Genomic DNA, 20554 nt, shown 5'->3' with positions numbered 1-20554 from the left:
GGACTTGGCCCTTCTCCCCGGGTCGGGGGAGTCACCGGCGGCCGTGGGGGGACGCCGGTGACGTGGCGGCCGCGGGAAGCCGCCGGCGACACGGGCGGCCGTGGGGAGCCGCCGGTGACACGGATGGTCAGCCCATCTCCTCCAGGGCCTTGCCCTTCGTCTCCTTGACGAACTTCAGGACGAAGGGGATGGAGAGCACGGCGAAGCACGTGTAGATCACGTAGGTGGCCGAGAGGTTCCAGTCGGCCAGCGACGGGAAGCTCGCGGTGATGGCCCAGTTGGCGATCCACTGCGCGGAGGCGGCGACGCCGAGCGCGGCGGCGCGGATCCGGTTGGGGAACATCTCGCCGAGGAACACCCAGACCACGACACCCCAGGAGAGGGCGAAGAAGAGGACGAAGACGTGGGCGGCGATCAGGGCGACCCAGCCCTGGGTGGCCGGCAGCTTGCCGTCGACCAGGTCGTAGGAGAAGGCCCAGGCCTCCAGGCCGAGACCGATGGCCATACCCACCGAGCCGATGAGGGCGAGCGGCTTGCGGCCGATGCGGTCCACGAAGATCATGGCGATCACGGTGCCGATGATGTTGATGATCGACGTGGTGAACGAGTAGAAGAACGAGTCCGTCGGGTCGACACCGACCGACTGCCACAGCGTCGAGGAGTAGTAGAACGCGACGTTGATGCCGACGAACTGCTGGAAGACCGAGAGCCCGATGCCGATCCAGACGATCGGCAGGAAGAGGAAGCTGCCGCCGAGCAGGTCCTTGAAGGTGGACTTGGTCTCGCGCCTCATGGCCGCCTCGATCTCGGCGACCCGGGCGTCCAGGTCGATCTTGTCGCCCTCGACCTCCTCGAGCACCTCCCGCGCGCGGTCCCTGCGGCCCACCTCGAGCAGGAAGCGCGGGGACTCGGGGATGACGAAGGAGAGCAGCCCGTACAGGACGGCCGGGATGACCATGACGCCGAGCATGACCTGCCAGGCCTCCACGCCCAGCAGCTGACCGCGCTGGTCGCCGTCGGCGGCGTTCAGGATGGCGTAGTTGACGAGCTGCGAGATGGCGATGCCGACGACGATCGCGGCCTGCTGGAACGAACCGAGCCGTCCGCGGTACGCGGGCGGGGAGACCTCGGCGATGTAGGCGGGGCCGATGACGGAGGCCATGCCGATGGCGAATCCGCCGATGATCCGCCAGAAGGCGAGGTCCCACAGCGCGAAGGGCAGCGCCGAGCCGATCGCGCTGACGGTGAAGAGGGTCGCGGAGATCTGCATGCAGCGGATGCGCCCGATGCGGTCGGCCATGCGGCCGGCGGCCGCCGCGCCGACGGCGCAGCCGATCAGGGCGATGGCGATGACCTGGGCCAGCGCCGCGGAGCCGATGTCGTACCGGTCCCGGATGGCCTCGACCGCGCCATTGATCACGGCGCTGTCGTAGCCGAACAGGAAGCCGCCCATCGCGGCCGCCGCCGCGATGAAGATGACATGCCCGAGGTGCTCGGGATGAGCCGGCGTGGCTCCTGGCACAGGTGCCTGTGATGCGCTGGTCACGTAAGACTCCTCGGGCCACCGGCCTCGCTGCCGGGGGTGGGGGGCGAAAGCCTTCGCTGGTGGTTACCAGTGGCGCACAGGTTCATGCGGGCCACCACCTGAAGGTAAAAACAACGTCGGAGAGAATATGCCTTCAAGTTTCGAAGTCAAACTCGAGGCAGTCCTGAACTTCAGGCGACGATCCAGCGTCATTGCGTTCAATAATTGAACATCAAGTACCCGGATGGTTCAGCAGAGCCCCCATGGCACACCCGGCTACCCCTCGTCCCACCGGGGAAACCCGGCCCCGTTCACGTTGCCCATGAGGGACCGAGCGACGAGGATCCGGGCATGCCGCACACCACGGTCGTCAATCTCAAGGGTCACCGCGACGATCCCGCGTACGCCGATGTGGTGTACGTCGGCCGCGCCATGCACCGGGGCGGCTGGCACCTGACCGGCTCCCCGCTGGCGAGCCCGTTCCGCCCGGGCCACGACGGCACCCGGGAGGAGGTCGTCGAGCTGTACCGCGCCTATCTGCTGGCACGGCCGGACCTGCTGGCACGGCTCCCCGCCCTGCGCGGCCACCGCCTCGGCTGCTGGTGCGTCCCCGAGCGCTGCCACGCGGAGGTGCTCGCCGAACTTGCCGACGAGGGCGTGGGCGAGGACCTTCCGGAGCCGGACGGGCAGCCGTAGGCGCCGGCCCGGCCGTCGGCCGGCGGGCTCCCGGACCGGACGTGCCGTGAGGATCAGCGCAGCCGCTGGCTGATGACCTTCGAGACGCCGTCACCCTGCATGGAGACGCCGTACAGCGCGTCGGCGACCTCCATCGTGCGCTTCTGGTGCGTGATCACGATGAGCTGGGAGGCCTCCTGGAGCTCCTGCATGATCCTGATCAGCCGCTGGAGGTTGGTGTCGTCCAGTGCCGCCTCGACCTCGTCCATCACGTAGAACGGGCTGGGGCGCGCCTTGAAGATCGACACCAGGAGCGCGACGGCGGTCAGCGACCGCTCGCCGCCGGAGAGGAGGCTGAGCCGCTTGACCTTCTTGCCCGGCGGCCGGGCCTCCACGTCGACACCCGTGGTGAGCATGTTGTCGGGATCGGTCAGGATCAGCCGCCCGTCCCCGCCCGGGAACAGCCGGCTGAAGACGCCCTCGAACTCCCGGGCGGTGTCCCGGTAGGCCTCGGTGAAGACCTGCTCGACGCGCTCGTCGACCTCCTTCACCACCTGCAGGAGGTCGGCGCGCGTCTTCTTGAGGTCCTCCAGCTGCTCGCTGAGGAACTTGTGGCGCTCCTCCAGCGCCGCGAACTCCTCCAGGGCCAGCGGATTGATCTTGCCGAGCTGCTGGTACGCCCGTTCGGCCGACTTGAGCCGCTTCTCCTGCTCGGCGCGGTGGAACGGCCGGGGCTGGTTGCGCGGGTGCTCGGGGTCCTCGGGCAGTTCCTCGCCCTCGGCGGGCAGTGACGGGGGTACGAGCTGGTCGGGACCGTAGTCCGCGACGAGCCCCGCCGGCTCGACGCCGAGTTCGTCCAGCGCCTTCGCCTCCAGCTGCTCCATGCGCATCCGCTTCTCGGCGCCGAGCACCTCGCCCCGGTGCACCGAGTCGGTGAGCTTGTCGAGCTCCGCCTTGAGATCACGGCCCTGGCCCCGCGCGGCCACGAGCTCCTGCTCGCGGCGGGCCTTCGCGCCGTCGGCGGCGTCCCGCTCCTCCTCGGCACGGGCGAGCGAGACCTCGACGTGCGCGAGCAGCTGCCGCGCTCCGGAGGCGACGGCCCCGGCGACGGACGCCTCGTGGCGCAGCCGCGCACGGCGCTGTTCGGCACGCGCGCGTGCCTCGCGTTCGGCGCGGGCGGCCCGGTCCAGCGAGTCGGCCCGGCCGGCGAGTCCCTTGACCCGCTCCTCGTGCGTACGCACCTGGAGCCGGGCCTCCATCTCCGTCTGCCGGGCGTTGGCACCGTCCGCGGCGAGCCGGTCCCGTACCGAGGTGTCGGGTTCCTCCTCGACCGGCATCTCCTCGGCCACGGCGAGCCGTTCGGCCAGTTCCTCCGCCTCGGCCACGGCCCGGTCGAGCGCCTCCTGAGCGCGGGCGGCCGCGGCGGTGCCGCGCTCCGCCTCGCCCGCGGCACCCCGTGCCTGCCCCGCGAGCCGTCCGAGCTGCTGCGCGACGGCCGACTTCTCCCGTTCGGCGGCCCGCCGCCGCTCCCCCAACTCCTCGACGAGTGCGGCTCGCCGCCCTCGCAGCTCGGTCGCCAGGCGCTGCTCCTCGGTCAGTTCCTCGCAGCGCACGGCCAGTTCCTCGATCTCGGCCGTCGCCTCGTCCACGGAGGCCTGCACCTCGAGCAGGCTGGGCGCCCCGGCGGACCCGCCGTGCGCGAAGTGCGTCCCGAGCAGATCGCCCTCGGCGGTCACCGCGGTGAGCCCGGGCAGCGCGTGGACCAGTTCCTCGGCCTCCTCCAGGGTCCCGACGACGACGATCCCGCGCAGCAGCCTCCGCACGGCGGGCATCAGCTCGGCGGGGCCCCGGACGAGGTCGGCGGCGTACGGCGGCCCGTCGCCCCGTTCCCCGCCCTCGTCCTGGTCCTGGTCCTGGTCCTGGCCCTGGAGGAGTACGCCCGTGGGGGCGCCGTTCGCCGGTGCGGTGCCGACGTGGGGTTCCCCGGGGGCTCCGGCGAGCAGCAGGGCCGCGCGGCCCGCGTCCTGCTTGCGCAGCAGACGGATGGCCTCCGCCGCCGAGGCGGGGGTGGTGACCGCGACGGCGTCGGCCGCCGCGCCGAAGGCGGCGGCGAGCGCGACCTCGAAACCGGGGGTGACCGACAGCAGTCCGGCGGCAGGGCCGAGCACCCCGGTGAGCCGGTCGGTGGCGCCGAGCAGCACCCCCGTGCCGTCCTTGCGCCGCAGGCCGAGGGCGAGGGCGTCACGGCGGGCCCGGGTGGCGGCCCGCTCGCGTTCGGCCGCCGTGGCGGACTCGCGGGCCACGCTCAGCGCGGCCTCCGCGTCGGACAGGTCCCGCCTGGCCGCCTCGTGCCGCTCGGCGAGGTCGGCGTCGCCCGCGTCGAGACCGTCGACCTCGGCCTTCAGCTGCTCGTACTCCTCCTGGGCCGTGACCGCGCGCTCCTGGGCCTCGTCGCGCGCGGCGGCGAGCCGGTCGATCTCGGCCTGCGCGGAGGCGGCGCGCGAACGGGCGGCGTTGACCTGGCCGCCCAGGCGGGCGAGGCCCTCGCGGCGGTCGGCGATGGCCCGGGCCACGTCCTTGAGGCGGCGCTCCTCGACCGTCAGTTCCCGCTCCAGCTCGGCGCGGTGCGCGACGGTGTCCTCCAGCGCCCGCTCGGCCGCCTCCAGGGCCGCTTCGAGCTCGGCCTCCTGCTCGCGGACGCGGACGGCCTCGCGCTCCATGTCGTCCGGGTCGCGCCCGCGCCGCTCCTCCGTGGGCGCCGAGGTGGCGCTCTTCACCCGCGCGTCGGCCAGCGAGACGGTGCCGCGCACCCGCTCCGCGAGCTGGGAGAGTTCGTACCAGGTCTGCTGCGCGCGCTGGAGACGCGGCGTCAGCTGCCGCACCTCGTCCTCCAGCAGCGCCTCCCGCTGGAGCGCCTTCCTGAGTTCGGTCTCGGCGGACTCCTTGCGCTGCTTGAGCGCGGCCTCGTCGGCGATCTCGGACTGGAGCGCCCCCCGCAGCCGTACGAGGTCGTCGGCGAGCAGGCGCAGCCGGGCGTCGCGCAGGTCGGCCTGGATGACGGCGGCGCGGCGGGCGACGGCCGCCTGCCGGCCGAGCGGCTTCAACTGGCGCCGCAGTTCGTCGGTGAGGTCCTGGACACGGGCCAGGTTCGCCTTCATGGCGTCCAGTTTCCGCAGCGCCTTCTCCTTGCGCTTGCGGTGCTTGAGAACGCCCGCCGCCTCCTCGATGAAGGCGCGGCGGCCCATCGGGTCGGCGTGCAGGACGGAGTCGAGCTGGCCCTGTCCGACGATGACGTGCATCTCGCGGCCGATGCCGGAGTCGGACAACAGCTCCTGGATGTCCAGCAGTCGGCAGGTGTCGCCGTTGATCTGGTACTCGCTGCCGCCGTTGCGGAACATGATCCGCGTGATGGTGACCTCGGCGTACTCGATGGGCAGCGCCCCGTCGGAGTTGTCGATGGTCAGGGAGACCTCGGCGCGGCCGAGCGGGGGACGCCCGGTGGTGCCGGCGAAGATGACGTCCTCCATCTTGCCGCCGCGCAGGGACTTGGCCCCCTGCTCGCCCATGACCCAGCTGAGCGCGTCCACGACGTTGGACTTGCCGGAGCCGTTGGGGCCCACGACGCAGGTGATGCCCGGCTCGAACCGCAACGTGGTCGCGGAGGCGAACGACTTGAACCCTCGCAGGGTCAGGGCCTTGAGGTGCACGCCGCCGGACTCTACCTTTCGGGCCGGTCTCACTCCATGAACACGCGGTTTCACCCGTGAACGCGCAGGGCAGACCAGACGTTAAAGAGGGGGAACGATGCTCGGGGGAAAGAAAGAAGGGACGCCGGACGGCGTCCCTTGCAAATCTGACAACTTAGCGGTTGATTCGGGCTGCCCAACCACTGCTGTCATGGTGCAGTGCAGTGGTCAGGTGAGCGCAGGCTCCGCCTGGGGTACGTCGATGCTCTCGAGAAGCGAGTCGTGAGAAGCGGCAGCCGCGAGCGCGTCGTTCTCGGCCTGGATCCGTACGAGCTCGGATTCGAGGTCCTGGACGCGCTGCTGGAGCCGTCGCATCTCGGCAATGAGTCGCGGGTCGGAACCGCCGACGTAACCGAGAAGCGCCTTTGCCATGATGGATGGTCCTCCACACTGAGTGACCGACCGAAGCGGTGTGGGTCGTGAGGGAATCGCACCCGCGATGCTTGACACTGCTGATGTCGTGCTGCCGTTCCACATGCCAAACAGCTAAGGTGCGCGGGGCTTTCAGCGTCTCACCAAAAAGTTTGACGGTCAACACGATCACGCCCCGCATCGGCGGGCAACCCACTGTCGCGCGGCTTCTGGAACGGCGGCGCGACGACTCCGGCGGGGCCCCAGGGCGTCTGGATCATCGTTACCTCGGGAGCCTGCCACTTCGAGGCGTTCTTGGCAACCACCAGGCCGTTTCCACTACTGAGGGGTGCCGGTGGCATACGCCACGCCACCTCCGCGGGGGCCTCGGGGCCGTCCCCGTCACCGGATGGCGAAGCCGTCGTAGACCCCCCGGGGCGTGTCCCAGATCTCAGTGACTCCGTCCACCCGGCCGGGCGTGTCGTCCCCCTGGAGCCAGTCGAGCAGGCTCTGGCAGCCGGCCCGAGGGCCCTCCGCGACCACCTGGACGCGTCCGTCGTCGAGATTGAGAGCAAAACCACTCAGCCCGCCGATCTCCAGCGCCCTGGCCCGCGTGAACCAGCGGAAACCCACACCTTGGACCCGTCCGCGGACCCAGACCACCAGCCGTGAAACCTCGTTCATGGCTGCACGCTAACCGGACAATGTCCCCTGGAGCACATCCTTCCCTTGCGCCATGCGGTACCGTCCCGACCCAATGAGTCTCACTAGAAACTCACTCTTTGGGGTGAGGTTCGGGTGGGGATCGCTGACTCAAGATCGAGGAAGGCCCAAAGGATGGGACGCCACCGACGCTCCGACGCCGGCCGCGCCGCCACAGGGCGCGCCACCGGAGTCACGGATACGAGCGGGACCTCCACGGAGAGCTACGGCCCGGAGAACCTCTACGGCTACGCGGCCATCGCCGATCTCCCGTCGGCCTCCGCCGCCCGCTCGCACCGCAAGCGGAAGGGTCCGAGCCCGGTCAAGACCGGACTGCTCGGCGTCTCGGCAGCCGTGGCCCTCGGCACCGTGGCCGTCGCGGCCGGTGTCGTGCCCGGCGCCGACAACTACGCGCTCGGCGGTGGCAGCACCAACTCCGACAGCGTCCAGGCCGCGGGCTCGCCCTCCAACGTGGACGCCCCGCAGGGCGGCACCTCGGGCAGCGCGGACGCCCGCGAGGGCACGTCGGCGAGCCGTGGCTCCGGACGCGCGACCCCGACCGCCCCCTCGACCACCGCCCCCTCGGCCTCCGCGACGCCGTCGGCCCCGCCGACCACGACGGAGCCGTCGAAGGAGAAGGACAACCAGGGCAAGGGGGCCGGAGCCTCCAAGGAGAAGGAGAAGGAGACGAAGGAGCCCAAGGCTCCGGCGGAACCTTCCAAGAAGGAGACCAAGGCGCCGGTCGCCAAGTCCCCGGTGAACGTGTCCGCGGAGGCCGCCGCCGAGGCCGAGGTGCTCAAGCTCGTCAACGACGAGCGCGCCAAGGTCGGTTGCAGCCCGGTGGCCGCGAACAGCTCCCTGACGGACCTGGCCCAGGCCTTCAGCGAGGACATGGCGGCGCAGGACTTCTTCGACCACACCGACCCGGGCGGGCTCACCCCCTGGGACCGCGCGGCGAAGGCCGGCATAACCAGCCTCGGCGGCGAGAACATAGCCCGCGGCCAGGCCGACGCGGCCGCCGTGATGGAAGCCTGGATGAACAGCCCCGGCCACAAGGCCAACATCCTGAACTGCGACTTCAAGACGCTCGGCGTCGGAGTCCACTTCGCCGAGGGCGGCCCTTGGTGGACGCAGGACTTCGGCTACTGAGCCAACCGCAGGTCAGAGGGCCAAGAACCCTCCTGGACCGTGTCCGGCCGTCGTGCGGGGGATCTTCTCGGCCGAGCTGTCGGAACTGACCCGACGGGCCGACGCCCTCTCACGGACGTGACGGGGACACAACTGGCCCGACGGGCCGACGCCCTTGTACGGGCGTGACGGGACACCTGGGGGTTCGGCCTGCCCGGCACGTGACCGGCATCGGCCGAAGAGGTCGCCTCGGCCCGGCCAGGCGGCCTCTTCCACTTTCCCTACGGGGCCGGCGTCCGCAGAGGGCGCGCGCCGGAAGGGGTGCGGGAAGCCCGGCGGGACGCCGCCCTCCTCGACTCTCCGGCGAGAGGGGAAGGGACGCTCTCCAGAGGGGCGCGGTACGCATGACCGCCCCCGGCCCGAAGAGCCCTGGCGAGCCGCACGGAGCCGGGGGGACCGGCAACGTCCGCCCCTCCTCGGAAGGCCCCGGGACGGCAAGAGGAGCACCCGCCCGAGAGGGGATCTCTCGCGGCGTCCGCGGTCGGCCGGGCAGCCCGTACGACGCGGAAGGCCTTGCCGTTGACCACTTGCGCGTCGACAGGGAAGCGTCCGCGCCGGTCACCGCAGTCACGCGGTGACGGTGAGCGGAACCGGCACGGTGCCGCCGACGCCGAGCCGCACCGGCTCGCCACCGTTGACGACGATGTGCCTCATGCCCGTGACGGGCGTGGCGTGAGCCGTCCGGGCGCCGAGGACGGACAGGGCCGAATTCCCGAGAACGCACCGCGGACGACGCGCGTGCGCACGTGCGCATGAACCCTCCCGGGGCAGCCCGGCCCATCACGTGACAGGGACTCGACCAGCGCGACGACCCCGCCCCGGATGTGAAGAAGGCGTGAACACCCTTCACGATTCCTTGATCACATCTGCCCTCCACGGGGCCCTCGCGCACCCGTCGAGCCACGGCGCCACCCGCGGGGCGGCCCCACGGTGGACGACGCGGAAGACATGACCGCAGGTCAGACGCAAGCCGTCCGCCCCGCGAGCGCGGCACTCTTCGCCGGTGCGGCACCTCCGTCTTGATCTTGGAGTCGGTTCGGTGATACACACACTGATCACGTGATCTTCACAGATGACACACGCCACTTGGAGTGCGCATGAAGCTCCGCGCCGTCTCGGCCGGATCGCCGGTCGGGGCCCAACCCGGGGGCCCCCCCCCCCCCCCCCGCGGGCGCGCCCCGACCGGGACTGACGTAGCCGACGGCATCCATCCCGTCCCGTGCGTCCGCGGGCCGGCCTCCGGCAGCACGTGCCGCGGCGCGCTCGGAATCAGCGCCGCTCCGCCAGTCGACTCATGCCTGTTCGAACTCCGCAGTGTGGCGGTCCCCTCCGTCACGACCTCTCGCAAGGAGCCCGATGCACAAGCGTCGCCCCCTCGGCACGGCCGCGATCACCGCGGCCGCCGCGGTCCTCCCGATAACCCTGGCCGCCCCCGCCGGTGCCGCCACCTACAAGACCGTCACGGCCAAGGCGTACAGCTGCACTTCCGGGAGCTACACCCCCAAGAAGGGCTTCTCCTGCACTTATCGCTACTACAAGACCGTCACCGCACGCGTCTACACCAGCGGGTCGGTGTACATGAAGAACACCGCCGGAAAATGGGTCGCGGCCAACTACCGCTACAGCGCCACCTCCAAGGCCCTGTACATGAAGGCCCCCACCCCCACCAAGGCCGCGACCACCAACACGGGCCGCGCGACCTCCTACGAGTACTTGGCCTCCGGGTCCAACAAGGTCTTCGCCTACTGGGACAAGTGCACCCCGATCACCTGGAAGGTCGACTTCACCGCCCTGAACAAGCGCAGCGGCAAGGCGACCACCGAGCTGACCCGCCTCAAGTCGGCGTTCACGGCCCTGTCGGCCGCGAGCGGCTACCGGTTCACCTACAAGGGCACCACCGTCGCCTCGAACGGAGAGGACAAGAACGGCTCCCCCGCAGGCAACGGCCCGTCCCGCATGTTCAAGGCCCCGACCGGAGCGGACATCACCGTCTCCTACTCCTCGACCCACGTGACCGGCTACAACTGGAGGGAGACGGCCAACACCTACGCGATCGGCCTCGGCGGCAACTCCTGGATCGGGCCGTACTCCACCGTCACCGACGATCGCTTCGCTTTCAGGCACTTCGACGGCTTCGCGCTCTTCGACGCCGACTTCGTGCACGCCAACGAGGTCGCGCCCGACCCGTTCCGGTCCAAGGGCGTCGACCAGATCAAGGCCACCTACCTGCACGAACTCGGTCACGCCCTCGGCCTGGGCCACACCACCGACCGCTACCAGATCATGTATCCCAGCGTGCAGAGGGACGTGCCGACGCGTTTCGGAGCCGGCGACATCGCCGGGCTGAAGAAGCTCGCCGCCCAACCGTGCTTCGCCCCGGACAGCGACGAGGGCCCGGCCGCACAGCCTCTTCGTGCGACCCGCCCGACCGACACCGCCCCGGTGCCGGGCCCCGGGAAGGAGCGGAGCCTCCCTCGCACCGGCTCGCTCCGGTGATCGAGCCGTACATGCCGGCCGGACACGGCTCCCGCGGTGACGAAGCGCGCCGAGGGCGATCCGTCTCTCTGCCGGGCTCTGGCGTCAAGGGGCTTCATCCGTCATGATGTCAGGCGCCCTCCGGACCGTCCGAAGGTGCTCGACGACGACCGACGTCGGCAGCCGTCGACGGCCGAGTCGCAGGTCGCAGCGTCGATCGGTCGCAGGGGGGCAGGCCAAAGACCCGGCCCCGCACTTCTTCGGCCGCTGACGCAGCCGCGGATCACATGGCCGACCCGCTCGGGGGGTCGGCCATGTGCCGTTTCTCCGGGCGGATCCGGGTCGGCGGCCGGTCCCCCGAGCGGGCGCGGTCCGGCATGCCGGACGGGTGGACGCCGCGCATGAGTACGTCCGCCCGCACCTGCTCGGAAGGGAGGGCCGGGCGCCGGTCCGCCGCACTGACCAGGAGTTAGCGCAATCTGTCGGGTGGCGCTGTGGCTGAGTATGCTGGCGGTATGGAATCGTCCGCGCGGATCACGGAGCGCGCCGGGAGCGACGAGGGCACCGCCGGCGGCAAGGACCTCGCGTACGACGTGTTCGCCCGCGGCTGCCCTTCCCGGGGCACGCTGGAGCACGTCACCGGCCGCTGGGGCTCCCTCACGCTGGGAGCGCTGCACGACGGCACGTTCCGGTTCAACGAACTCCGCCGCCGGGTCGACGGCGTCAGCGAGAAGATGCTCTCCCAGACCCTGCACGCGCTGGAGCGCGACGGTCTGGTGCACCGGGACGCGCGGCCCACGAACCCGCCGCGCGTCGACTACACCCTCACGCCGCTGGGCCGCGAGGTCGCCGAACGCCTGCTGGCCCTCATCGGCTTCGTCGAGGGCCGCATGGACGACGTCCTGGCGGCCCGTGGCCGCTACGACGAGGCCCGCGAGGCCCAGGGGCTCCGGTGAGCCCGGGTGTGCGGGCGGGTCAGACCGTCTGGCGCGGCGCGCGCTGGCAGCGCGGGCAGAAGTAGCTGGAGCGGTTCATCCAGGCGCGTCGGCGCATCGGCGTCCCGCAGCGGTGGCAGGGCTCGCCCTCGCGCCCGTACGCGTCGAGCGAGCGGTCGAAGTAGCCCGACTCGCCGTTGACGTTGACGTACAGGCTGTCGAAGCTGGTGCCGCCGGCGGCGAGGGCGTCGTTCATGACATCGCGGACGTGGCCGAGGAGTTCGGCGGTGCGCGGCCGGGTCATGGTCCCCGCCGGGCGTTCGTAGTGCAGCCTGGAGCGCCACAGCGCCTCGTCCGCGTAGATGTTCCCGACGCCGCTGATCAGTGACTGGTCGAGCAGGGCGCGCTTGAGGGTCGTGCGGCGGGCCCGCAGCGCGGTGTGGAACGCGGCGTCGTCGAAGAGGGGATCGAGGGGGTCGCGGGCGATGTGCGCGATGACGTCGGGGAGGCCGTCCGGGGTGTTCTCGTGCAGCGACAGCCCGCCGAAGGTGCGCTGGTCGACGAAGCGCAGCTCGGTGCCCCGGTCGTCCTCGAAGCGGACGCGGATGCGCAGGTGCTTCTCCTCCGCGGCGTCCTCCGGCTGCACGAGGAGCTGACCGCTCATGCCGAGGTGCGCGAGCACGGAGTACGGCGAGTCGTCGAGCGGCAGCCACAGGTACTTGCCGCGGCGCATCGCCCCGCCCACCCGGTGCCCGGCGAGCGCCTTCGCGAAGCCGTCGGCTCCCGCCAGGTGCCGCCGCACGGCCCGCGGATGGCGGACGTCCACCGAGCTCACGACCCGTCCGGTGACCCAGCGCTCCAAGCCCCGCCGCACGACTTCGACCTCGGGCAGCTCGGGCACGGGAATCCTCCTGGAAGGCGGGCTGGGCGGGTGATGCCGGAAGGGTACATCGCGACGGGCGGCGGCCGTCGGGGGGCGGTCCGCCGCGGCCCCGCGGCACGCGGCCGCCCACGACACGGAGCCTGCCCCGGCCGCCGGGGCCCTGGGAAGGCCCGTCCGCCCCGGCCGGAGCCGTCCCGGGAGCCGGGGCTGTCCGCGGGCCGGTCAGCGGTTCCGTGTGCGGGGCGCGCGGTTCGGGGCCCGGGCCGAGCCCGGACGGCCGCCGAGGAGCACGCGGACGGATCCGTGGGCGGCGAGGGCCTCGGCGGGCGTCCCGCCCTCCCCCGTCCCGCCCGCGCCTTCCCGGCCCGCTCATGACCCTCGGCCCGGCGACGCGCGGACCCCGCCGCGGCGCGGGTGCGCTGCGGCGGGGTCCGGTGGTGCGGGTCCCGTGCGAGTGCCGCGGTCACCGCGGTACTCGCGTCGGATGATGAAGGATTCAGGCCGTGGCCGTGCCGGTCGTGGACGTCGAGGAGGCGTCGGCGGTCCCCTCGGCCTCCTGGGCCGCCTGCTGGGCGTCACGAGCCACCTGTTCGGCGGCCTGCGCCGATTTCGCGCGCTCGTCCGCCGCGGAGTGGATGGCACGCCACGCGGACTCCGCGGCCTGCTGCTCCGCCTCCTTCTTGCTGCGGCCGGTGCCGGTGCCGTACGAGACGCCTCCGACGCGGGCGGCAGCAGTGAAGACCTTCTCGTGGTCCGGGCCGGTCTCCGTGACCAGGTACTCGGGGACTCCGAGCCCCTCGGTCGCGGTGAGCTCCTGGAGACTGGTCTTCCAGTCCAGGCCGGCACCGAGATTCGAGGACTTCTCGATCAGCGGGTCGAAGAGCCGGTGGACGAGTTCGCCCGCCGCCTCCAGCCCCTGGTCGAGATAGACCGCGCCGATCACCGCTTCGAGGGTGTCGGCGAGGATGGACGCCTTGTCCCGGCCTCCCGTGCCTTCCTCGCCCCGGCCGAGCCGGATGAAGGAGCCGAGTTCGAGGCCGCGGCCCACCTCCGCCAGCGCACGAGAATTGACCACCGCGGCCCGCAGCTTGGCCAACTGGCCCTCGGGCAGGTCGGGGTGGGTGCGGTACAGCGTGTCCGTGACCACGAGGCCCAGCACGGAGTCCCCGAGGAACTCCAGGCGCTCGTTGGTCGGCAGACCGCCGTTCTCGTACGCGTAGGAACGGTGGGTCAGCGCACGCACCAGAAGGGCGGACTCGAGCTTGTAGCCGAGCCGCCCTTCCAGAAGCGTGTGGGACGAGGCTGTGTTGTCCGCCTTTTTCTTGGCGTTTGAATCCGCCTTGGCGTCAGACATCAGACCTCTCACCAGCCGCTCAGACCTCGAGGACCTGGCGCTTGTTGTAGGTGCCACAGGCCGGGCACGCGATGTGCTGCAGCTTGGGCTCGTGGCAGCGCTCGCACGCAACCAGGGTGGGGACCGCAGCCTTCCACTGCGACCGGCGGTGGCGCGTGTTGCTGCGCGACATCTTCCGCTTCGGAACAGCCACGGCTACTTCTCCTGCTTCTCGTCGACGTGCGCTGAAGGAAGCGCGCCGCCGCTCATCTCGTCCTTCTCGCCATCTTCGAGTGAACCGGCGAGTCCCTGCAGTGCCGCCCAACGGATGTCGACGGCGTCATGGTGGTGGTCCGGGTCGTCCGCCAGCCGGGCTCCGCATTCGGAGCACAGGCCGGGGCAGTCGTCCTGGCACACCGGCTGCATCGGCAGTGCGAGCACCACCGCATCACGCAGCACGGGTTCGAGGTCGAACAAGCCGTCCTCGAGGAAGAGCATGTCCTCGTCTTCCTCGGCGTCGTCGACCGGCTCCGCCTTGGGGCGGCCCCGGTCATCGGCGTCAGGGTACGAGAACATCTCCTGGAAGTCCGCTTCGAGCACCTGCTCAAGCGGCTCCAGACACCTTACGCACTCCCCTTCGGCCGATGCACGGGCGGTGCCTGTGACAAGCACCCCTTCCATGACCGACTCCAGACGGAGTTCGAGCTCCACCGGGGCGCCTTCCGGCACTCCGATGACACCCTGGATCCCGAGATCCCTGGGAGCGTCGATCGTGCGGGTCAGGCGCTGCAGCGCGCCAGGACGCCGCCCCAGCTCGTGCGTGTCGAACACGAGAGGATCGCGGTGGTCGAGGCGGGCGTTCAGAACCATTCCTGCTTTCGATCTTCGAACTCTGGGAACGCCGCCCTCGGTGTCCCTCGGGCAGCGCTGATCGCGGACGTACGCGCGACCGAAGAGCCAGGATACTGGACCTTTCGCTCTCGGCCCAATCCGCTGCGTGCCCGCGCCCCGGACGCCGGTGCGCGCCCCTCCTGACCGCCCGGTCAGTGGCCGCCGCGCCCCTGCTCGTACGCCCTCAGCTGGTCCGCGCTGATCATGCTGGTGTCGAAGAGGCTGACCTCGTCGAGGGGATGGTTCTGCTGGTCCATGGCATGGGCCTGCTGGCCGTAGACCTGCCCGCCCTGGTCGTAGCCCTGCTGGTCGTAGCCCTGCTGCTGGTAGGCGGCGTACGGGTCGGCCTGCTGGTAGCCGTACGCGTCCTGCTGCTGGGCGTACTGCTGCTGGTAGCCGTAGGGGTCGTCCTGCTGCTGGTAGGCGTACGCCTCCTGCTGCCCGTAGGACGGCTGGGCGGCCGGCTCCGGGGTCCTGGGGTCCTGCTCGGGCTCGTCCGCGAGCTCCGCGAGGCCGGCCAGGTAGTCGGCGTCGCTGGTGTGCGCCCCGGGCGTTCCGTCCTCCCCGAAGGCCGCGAGCGCGCCGAGGTCGTCGGTGGCGATACGGCCCTGGAGCTTCTCCCGGCCGCGGCCGACGGCCTCCAGGGTCTTGGCGAGGACGGCCTCGAAGGCGCCGAGCTTGGCGTCGACGTACGCGTCGGCGTCGCGGCGCAGGGTCTCCGGGTCGTAGCTGCGCTCGGGGGCGTCCTCGTCCTCGTAACCGTCCTCGTCGAGGCCCGGACCGGTGCCGAGGAGCTTCTCGCGGCCGCGGCCGACGGAGCCGAGGGTCTTGGTGAGGACGACCTCGAAGTTGGCGAGCTGGGAGTCGACGTAGTCGTCGGCCTCCGCGCGGATCTCCTCCGCCTCCTTGCGGGACTCGCCCAGGATGCGGTCCGCCTCGTTCTGCGAACGGCGGGCGACCTCGGTGTCGGAGATCAGGGAACCGCGCTCGGCGTGCGCGGTCTCGATGATCCGCTCGGCCTCCTGGCGGGCCCGCTCGACCATCTCCTCGCGGCCGCCGATCAGCTCCTGCGCCTGGGCGAGGGAGCCGGGCAGCGCCTGGCGCACCTCCTCCAGCATCGAGAGCAGTTCGGCGCGGTTGACCACGCACGATGCCGACATGGGCATGGAACGGGCACCGCTGACCGCCGCGACGATCTCATCGAGCTTCTTCTGTACGTCCACCGTGTGCTCGCCACTCTCTACAGCCGTGTTGGAGACGGACGGGACGACTGTACGACCACTCCCGCGCCCTCCGACACCGGGTGACGGGCTGTCAGTCGCTCAGTCCCGGCCGAGCCGCTCCTTGAGCGCCTCCAGGACCACCGGCGGCACCAGGTGGGAGATGTCGCCGCCCCAGTTCGCGACCTCCTTGACCAGCGAGGAGGACAGGAAGCTGTAGGTGGGGCTGGTCGGGATGAACAGGGTCTCGACGCCCGAGAGGCCGTTGTTCATCTGGGCCATCTGGAGTTCGTAGTCGAAGTCGCTGACCGCTCGCAGGCCCTTGACGATGGCCGGGATGTCCCGCTGCTTGCAGTAGTCGACGAGGAGGCCGTGGTAGGCCTCGACCTGGACGTTGCCGAACTCGGCCGTGACCTCGCGGATCAGCTCGATCCGCTCGTCGACCGTGAACAGGCCCTTCTTGGACTGATTGATCATCACGACGACGTGCACGACGTCGTACAGCGCGGAGGCGCGGGCGATGATGTCGAGATGTCCGTTGGTGATGGGGTCGAATGACCCCGGACAGACGGCGCGGCGCAACAGTGGTCCCTCGCTCTCCGGTCCGGTCATCGTGCTTCTTCGCACGTAGAGGCGGCGCGACCGTACCAAAACGTGCCCTCGCCGTAGCGACGGGCCCTGATGGGCTCGAAACCCTCGGGCCAGCCGAATTCACCGCCTCTGGTGCTGCGCTCCACGGTGACGAGCGCATCCTCCGCGAGCCAGCCCCCGGTGCGGAGTGTGAGCAGAATCTCCCGAAGATCGTCGTCCGAAACGACGTACGGAGGGTCGAGGAAGACCAGGTCGTACGGCTCCCCGGGAGGGGCAGCCTTGACGATCTGCTCCGCTTTGCCCGCCCTGACCTCGGCGCCCGGCAGGCCCAGCGTCCTCACGTTGTCGCGGACGACCTTGGCCGCGCGGGCGTCCGCCTCCACGAGCAGGGTGTGTCCGGCGCCGCGGCTGAGGGCCTCCAGGCCGACGGCGCCCGAGCCCGCGTACAGGTCGAGCACGCGCTCGCCCTCCAGCGGGCCGCCGAGCAGGGACTGCCAGGTGGAGAAGAGGCCCTCGCGCGCCCGGTCGGAGGTGGGGCGGGTGCCGGTGCCCGGCGGGACGGCCAGACGGCGTCCGCCGGCCCGGCCAGCGATCACGCGGGTCATGAGGGTCCTTTGCGCTGGGGGTGGTCGGTTCCTCCCAGTCTCTCAGCCGCCGGCCCCTCGCCGCCGCTCAGCCCTTGTCCAGGTACTGCTCCCGTTCCTCGTCCAGCAGGGCGTCCAGGGCGACGCGCAGGCCGGGCAGGTCCGCGAGTTCCGGGTCCGCCGCGACGACCGCGGTGGCCTCCTCGCGGGCCTCCGCGATGATCTCCTCGTCGTCGATGACGGCGAGCATGCGCAGCGAGGAGCGGGCGCCGGACTGGGCCTGGCCGAGGACGTCGCCCTCGCGGCGCTGTTCGAGGTCGATGCGGGAGAGCTCGAAGCCGTCCAGGGTCGAGGCCACGGCGTTCAGCCGCTGACGGGCCGGGCTCGCCTCCGGCATCTCGGAGACCAGCAGGCACAGCCCCGCCGCCGAACCGCGGCCGACCCGGCCGCGGAGCTGATGGAGCTGGGAGACGCCGAAGCGGTCGGCGTCCATGATCACCATGGCGGTGGCGTTCGGCACGTTCACCCCGACCTCGATGACGGTCGTGGCGACCAGGACGTGCGTCTCGCCCGCGGCGAAGCGGCGCATGACGGCGTCCTTGTCGTCGGGGTGCATCCTGCCGTGCAGGACCTCGACCCGCAGGCCCTGGAGGGGGCCCTTGGCGAGCTGGTCGGCGACCTCCAGGACGGCCAGCGGCGGGCGCTTCTCCGCCTCGTCCTCGGGGGACTTCTTCCGGGCGCCCTTCTTCGGGTCGTCCTCCTCGTCACCGATGCGGGGGCAGACGACGTACGCCTGATGGCCGTTCTCCACCTCCTCGCGCACGCGCTCCCACGCGCGCGTGAGGAAGTGCGGCTTGTCCGCGGCCGGGACGACGTGGCTTGCGATCGGCGAGCGGCCGGCGGGGAGCTGGTCGAGCACGGAGGTCTCCAGGTCGCCGAAGACCGTCATCGCGACCGTGCGCGGGATGGGCGTGGCGGTCATGACCAGGAGGTGCGGGGGCTGCTTGCCCTTGCCGCGCAGGGCGTCGCGCTGTTCCACGCCGAAGCGGTGCTGTTCGTCGACCACGACCAGGCCCAGGTCGTGGAACTGGACCTTGTCCTCGATCAGCGCGTGGGTGCCGATCACGATCCCGGCCTCGCCGGTGACCAGGTCGAGCAGCGCCTGCCTGCGGGCGGCCGCCCCCATGGAGCCGGTGAGCAGCACGACCTTCGTAGCGTGCTCGGCCCCGCCGAGCATGCCGCCCTCGGCCAGCTCGCCCATCATCTCGGTGACCGACCGGTGGTGCTGCTGGGCGAGCACCTCGGTGGGCGCGAGCATCGCGGCCTGCCCGCCCGCGTCGACGACGGCGAGCATGGCGCGCAGGGCCACCATGGTGTTGTGGGTGACAGTGAAGTTGTCAGTGACGTAGGCGTGACTCGGGTGAGCGACGCTGATGCACTGGACCGGTTTGCGGCCCACGTACTCCACAGCCCGAATGCCTCGTCGGAATGTGTTGTATTTCGGGCGAGGACAGACCCGATCGGCCTTACGGGACAGCCTGAAGGGCGCGTATTCGGCAGGAAGCGCCACCGAGACGTTGAAGGCGGCCTTCGTGGGCAGCACCCGAGCCCGTCCGCCCAGGGAACGCACGAGCCACGCGACATCATCCGCGAGCCTGAGCGAGGCGGAGCAGAGGGAGATGCTCATTCCGTCCTTGTGCACCGTGCCGTCCGTGTCCAGCAGCCCCTGGAGGAGAGCGAGACGGTTCTTGACGGACGTGTTCTTGAACTCTTGTGGGATGAATTTGCCGTGGGACGTCTTGCCCCAAAGGTCGAGGTTCCGCAGCGCCTGGATGACTGGGTTCCGGACACCACCGGAACGCTGCTTCAACTGGATCGTGTAGTCGCAGCGTGATCCCGGCACCGGAACCAGCCGGCAGTCCGGTGCAACAGCACTCGCCGCGGCGTCGCGGATCTCTTCGTCGATCGTCGAAAGACGAAGATTGTGCCGGAATGAACCGTCACCCAACAGCAGCCCGAAGAGGTAGGGATCGAGCGGCAACTCGACGTCCGGTCCGAGGTCGACCGGAGCTGCGGGAGGGATGTACCACTTCGACGATCCGTTCGCCTTGAACGTGTCGAGACGGATCTCCCTGGTGGTCATCGTCTTGGGCACCTGACCGCGATGCCATGCGCAGCTCGTTCCGACGATCCAGAGGTGCTCGTCGTCGCACTCCACGGAACTTCCGTCGGAGAGGACCAAGCGCCAGACGTCACGCTCTCCCTGAGGAAAAACCCCATCGATCACAGCGATCTCGCCATCGGGTACGACCACTTCGTCGCCCTCCCGCAGGTCCCCCATCCGCCGGAAACCCGTGGGTGTCAGCACCGTCGAGTCGAGGGGCTGAGCCTTTCCGGAACCCACCTCTCCCTGGAGCAGCCGGTGCATCGGGTGTTCGGTGGCGAGGCCGTCGAAGATCTCCTTGGAGACCTTCTGCTGGCCCTCGGTGAGGGTGAAGGGCAGCCGGGCGTCGAAGGCGGTCAGCAGGCCGTCGGGCAGGGGGGTGCGGGCGACGGCCGGGAGCTGGGCGTCGGCGTGGCGGCGGCGGGCCAGGGCGACCTGGAGGACGAAGGCCTCGTCCCACTTGAGGCGGGCGCGGGCGTCGTGGATGTCGGCCTTGGTGCCCGGGCGGTGGATCTTGAGGAGGGCCTCGGGGAGGCCGACCAGGCCGCGGCCGTCGCGCAGCGGGTCCGGGAGGGGGTCGACCGCCCGCTGGGCGCTCGGCAGCACCGTCTGCACGGACTTGGCGATCTTCCAGGACTCCAGTTTGGCGGTGGCCGGGTAGATCGGGATGAGGGCGCCCGCCCAGCTGTCGACGCTCTCCACCGCCTCGTCGCCCTCGCCGCGCAGCAGCTCGTAGGCCGGGTGGGCGAGCTGGAGGCGGCGGTTGAAGACGGAGACCTTGCCGGAGAACATCGCGCGGGTGCCGGGCAGCAGGTCCTTGTGGGGCTTGTGCACGCCGTTGCCGAAGAAGACGAGCTGGACGCGGCCGCTGCCGTCCGTGATGGTCACCTCCAGGCGCTGGCCCTTGCCGCGGGGCGCCTTGGACGAGGCGAAGGTGTGCAGGCGGGCGTCGGCGACCTGGGCGACCACCGTCACGTGCTCGTCCATCGGCAGGTCGGCGAGGTGGGTGAGCTGCCCGCGCTCCTCGTATCTGCGGGGGTAGTGGTGCAGCAGGTCGCCGACGGTGTGCAGGCCGAGGTGCTCGGCCATCACCTTCGCGGTGGCGGGACCGAGCGCCTTCTTCAGTGGTTCTTCGAGCACGGGCACGAGATCCATTGCACACCACGGCACTGACATTGCCGTATACGTCCTGGAAATCCGCTGGTCAGACGGCTGGTTCCGGGCCTAGGATGACGCGCTCCGGCCCTCTTCGCGGTCACCGCCCCCGGGACCGCCCGACCCCGCGCCGTCG

The 20554-nt window shown here is 70.9% G+C and carries 16 protein-coding genes; 4 read left to right on the top strand and 12 right to left on the bottom strand.

The features are described 5' to 3' along the window. Positions 1-127: 127 nt before the first annotated feature. The gene (locus CW362_RS07420; protein ID WP_103548567.1) at positions 128-1546 is read right to left on the bottom strand and encodes a sugar porter family MFS transporter; all 1419 of its coding nucleotides are present in this window, start codon (positions 1544-1546) and stop codon (positions 128-130) included. Positions 1547-1876: 330 nt separating this feature from the next. Between CW362_RS07420 and CW362_RS07415 the strand changes: the two genes are divergently transcribed. Beyond that, positions 1877-2221: a DUF4326 domain-containing protein gene (locus CW362_RS07415; protein ID WP_103548566.1), complete on the top strand. Its 345-nt coding sequence runs from the start codon at positions 1877-1879 to the stop codon at positions 2219-2221. Between the two features lie 53 nt (positions 2222-2274). Here the strand turns inward: CW362_RS07415 and smc are convergent, their stop codons facing one another. From smc to CW362_RS07400, 3 genes are all read right to left on the bottom strand, one after another. Beyond that, positions 2275-5907: a chromosome segregation protein SMC gene (gene smc / locus CW362_RS07410; RefSeq protein WP_103548565.1), complete on the bottom strand. Its 3633-nt coding sequence runs from the start codon at positions 5905-5907 to the stop codon at positions 2275-2277. 207 nt (positions 5908-6114) lie between these two features. Beyond that, positions 6115-6318, bottom strand: coding sequence for a hypothetical protein (locus CW362_RS07405; protein WP_028802434.1), 204 nt, complete (start codon positions 6316-6318; stop codon positions 6115-6117). A gap of 381 nt (positions 6319-6699) precedes the next feature. Then, complete coding sequence (locus CW362_RS07400; RefSeq protein ID WP_103548564.1) at positions 6700-6981, bottom strand: acylphosphatase; 282 nt, start codon at positions 6979-6981, stop codon at positions 6700-6702. 153 nt (positions 6982-7134) lie between these two features. Here CW362_RS07400 and CW362_RS07395 point away from each other — a divergent pair, with 153 nt between their 5' ends. From CW362_RS07395 to CW362_RS07385, 3 genes are all read left to right on the top strand, one after another. Then, positions 7135-8148 (top strand): CAP domain-containing protein, encoded by a 1014-nt coding sequence (locus tag CW362_RS07395; protein ID WP_103548563.1) that lies wholly within the window; start codon positions 7135-7137, stop codon positions 8146-8148. Positions 8149-9543: 1395 nt separating this feature from the next. Continuing rightward, positions 9544-10683, top strand: coding sequence for a matrixin family metalloprotease (locus CW362_RS07390; RefSeq protein ID WP_103548562.1), 1140 nt, complete (start codon positions 9544-9546; stop codon positions 10681-10683). A gap of 494 nt (positions 10684-11177) precedes the next feature. Beyond that, a complete protein-coding gene (locus CW362_RS07385) occupies positions 11178-11618 on the top strand; it encodes a winged helix-turn-helix transcriptional regulator (RefSeq protein WP_103548561.1) in 441 nt (146 codons plus the stop codon). 19 nt (positions 11619-11637) lie between these two features. Here CW362_RS07385 and mutM read toward each other — a convergent pair whose 3' ends face one another. The 8 genes from mutM to CW362_RS07345 all read right to left on the bottom strand — a co-directional run bounded on the left by mutM (position 11638) and on the right by CW362_RS07345 (position 20418). Next, on the bottom strand, positions 11638-12498 hold the full coding sequence (mutM, locus tag CW362_RS07380; RefSeq protein ID WP_103548560.1) for a bifunctional DNA-formamidopyrimidine glycosylase/DNA-(apurinic or apyrimidinic site) lyase: 861 nt from the start codon (positions 12496-12498) through the stop codon (positions 11638-11640). 478 nt (positions 12499-12976) lie between these two features. Beyond that, positions 12977-13834, bottom strand: coding sequence for a ribonuclease III (gene rnc, locus CW362_RS07375; protein ID WP_103548559.1), 858 nt, complete (start codon positions 13832-13834; stop codon positions 12977-12979). Between the two features lie 19 nt (positions 13835-13853). Beyond that, positions 13854-14027, bottom strand: a complete 174-nt coding sequence (gene rpmF / locus CW362_RS07370) for a 50S ribosomal protein L32 (RefSeq protein ID WP_006139588.1) — start codon at positions 14025-14027, stop codon at positions 13854-13856. A 2-nt stretch (positions 14028-14029) separates the two neighbouring features. Continuing rightward, on the bottom strand, positions 14030-14683 hold the full coding sequence (locus tag CW362_RS07365; protein ID WP_103548558.1) for a YceD family protein: 654 nt from the start codon (positions 14681-14683) through the stop codon (positions 14030-14032). Between the two features lie 173 nt (positions 14684-14856). Continuing rightward, entirely contained in the window at positions 14857-15927 is a 1071-nt protein-coding gene (locus CW362_RS07360) for a cell division initiation protein (RefSeq protein ID WP_103548557.1), read from the bottom strand. A 99-nt stretch (positions 15928-16026) separates the two neighbouring features. Continuing rightward, positions 16027-16506, bottom strand: a complete 480-nt coding sequence (coaD, locus tag CW362_RS07355) for a pantetheine-phosphate adenylyltransferase (RefSeq protein WP_206300890.1) — start codon at positions 16504-16506, stop codon at positions 16027-16029. A 26-nt stretch (positions 16507-16532) separates the two neighbouring features. Then, a complete protein-coding gene (gene rsmD, locus CW362_RS07350; RefSeq protein WP_103548555.1) occupies positions 16533-17120 on the bottom strand; it encodes a 16S rRNA (guanine(966)-N(2))-methyltransferase RsmD in 588 nt (195 codons plus the stop codon). 67 nt (positions 17121-17187) lie between these two features. Further along, positions 17188-20418 carry a helicase-related protein gene (locus CW362_RS07345; RefSeq protein WP_103548554.1) on the bottom strand — a complete coding sequence of 1077 codons (3231 nt, stop codon included), beginning with the start codon at positions 20416-20418 and terminating at the stop codon, positions 17188-17190. Between the last annotated feature and the right edge of the window lie 136 nt (positions 20419-20554).

This window comes from Streptomyces populi, from assembly GCF_002911015.1.
GTDB lineage: Bacteria > Actinomycetota > Actinomycetes > Streptomycetales > Streptomycetaceae > Streptomyces > Streptomyces populi.
The sequence above is the reverse complement of the archived record's forward strand: the minus strand, read 5'-3'. Positions and strand labels throughout refer to the sequence as shown.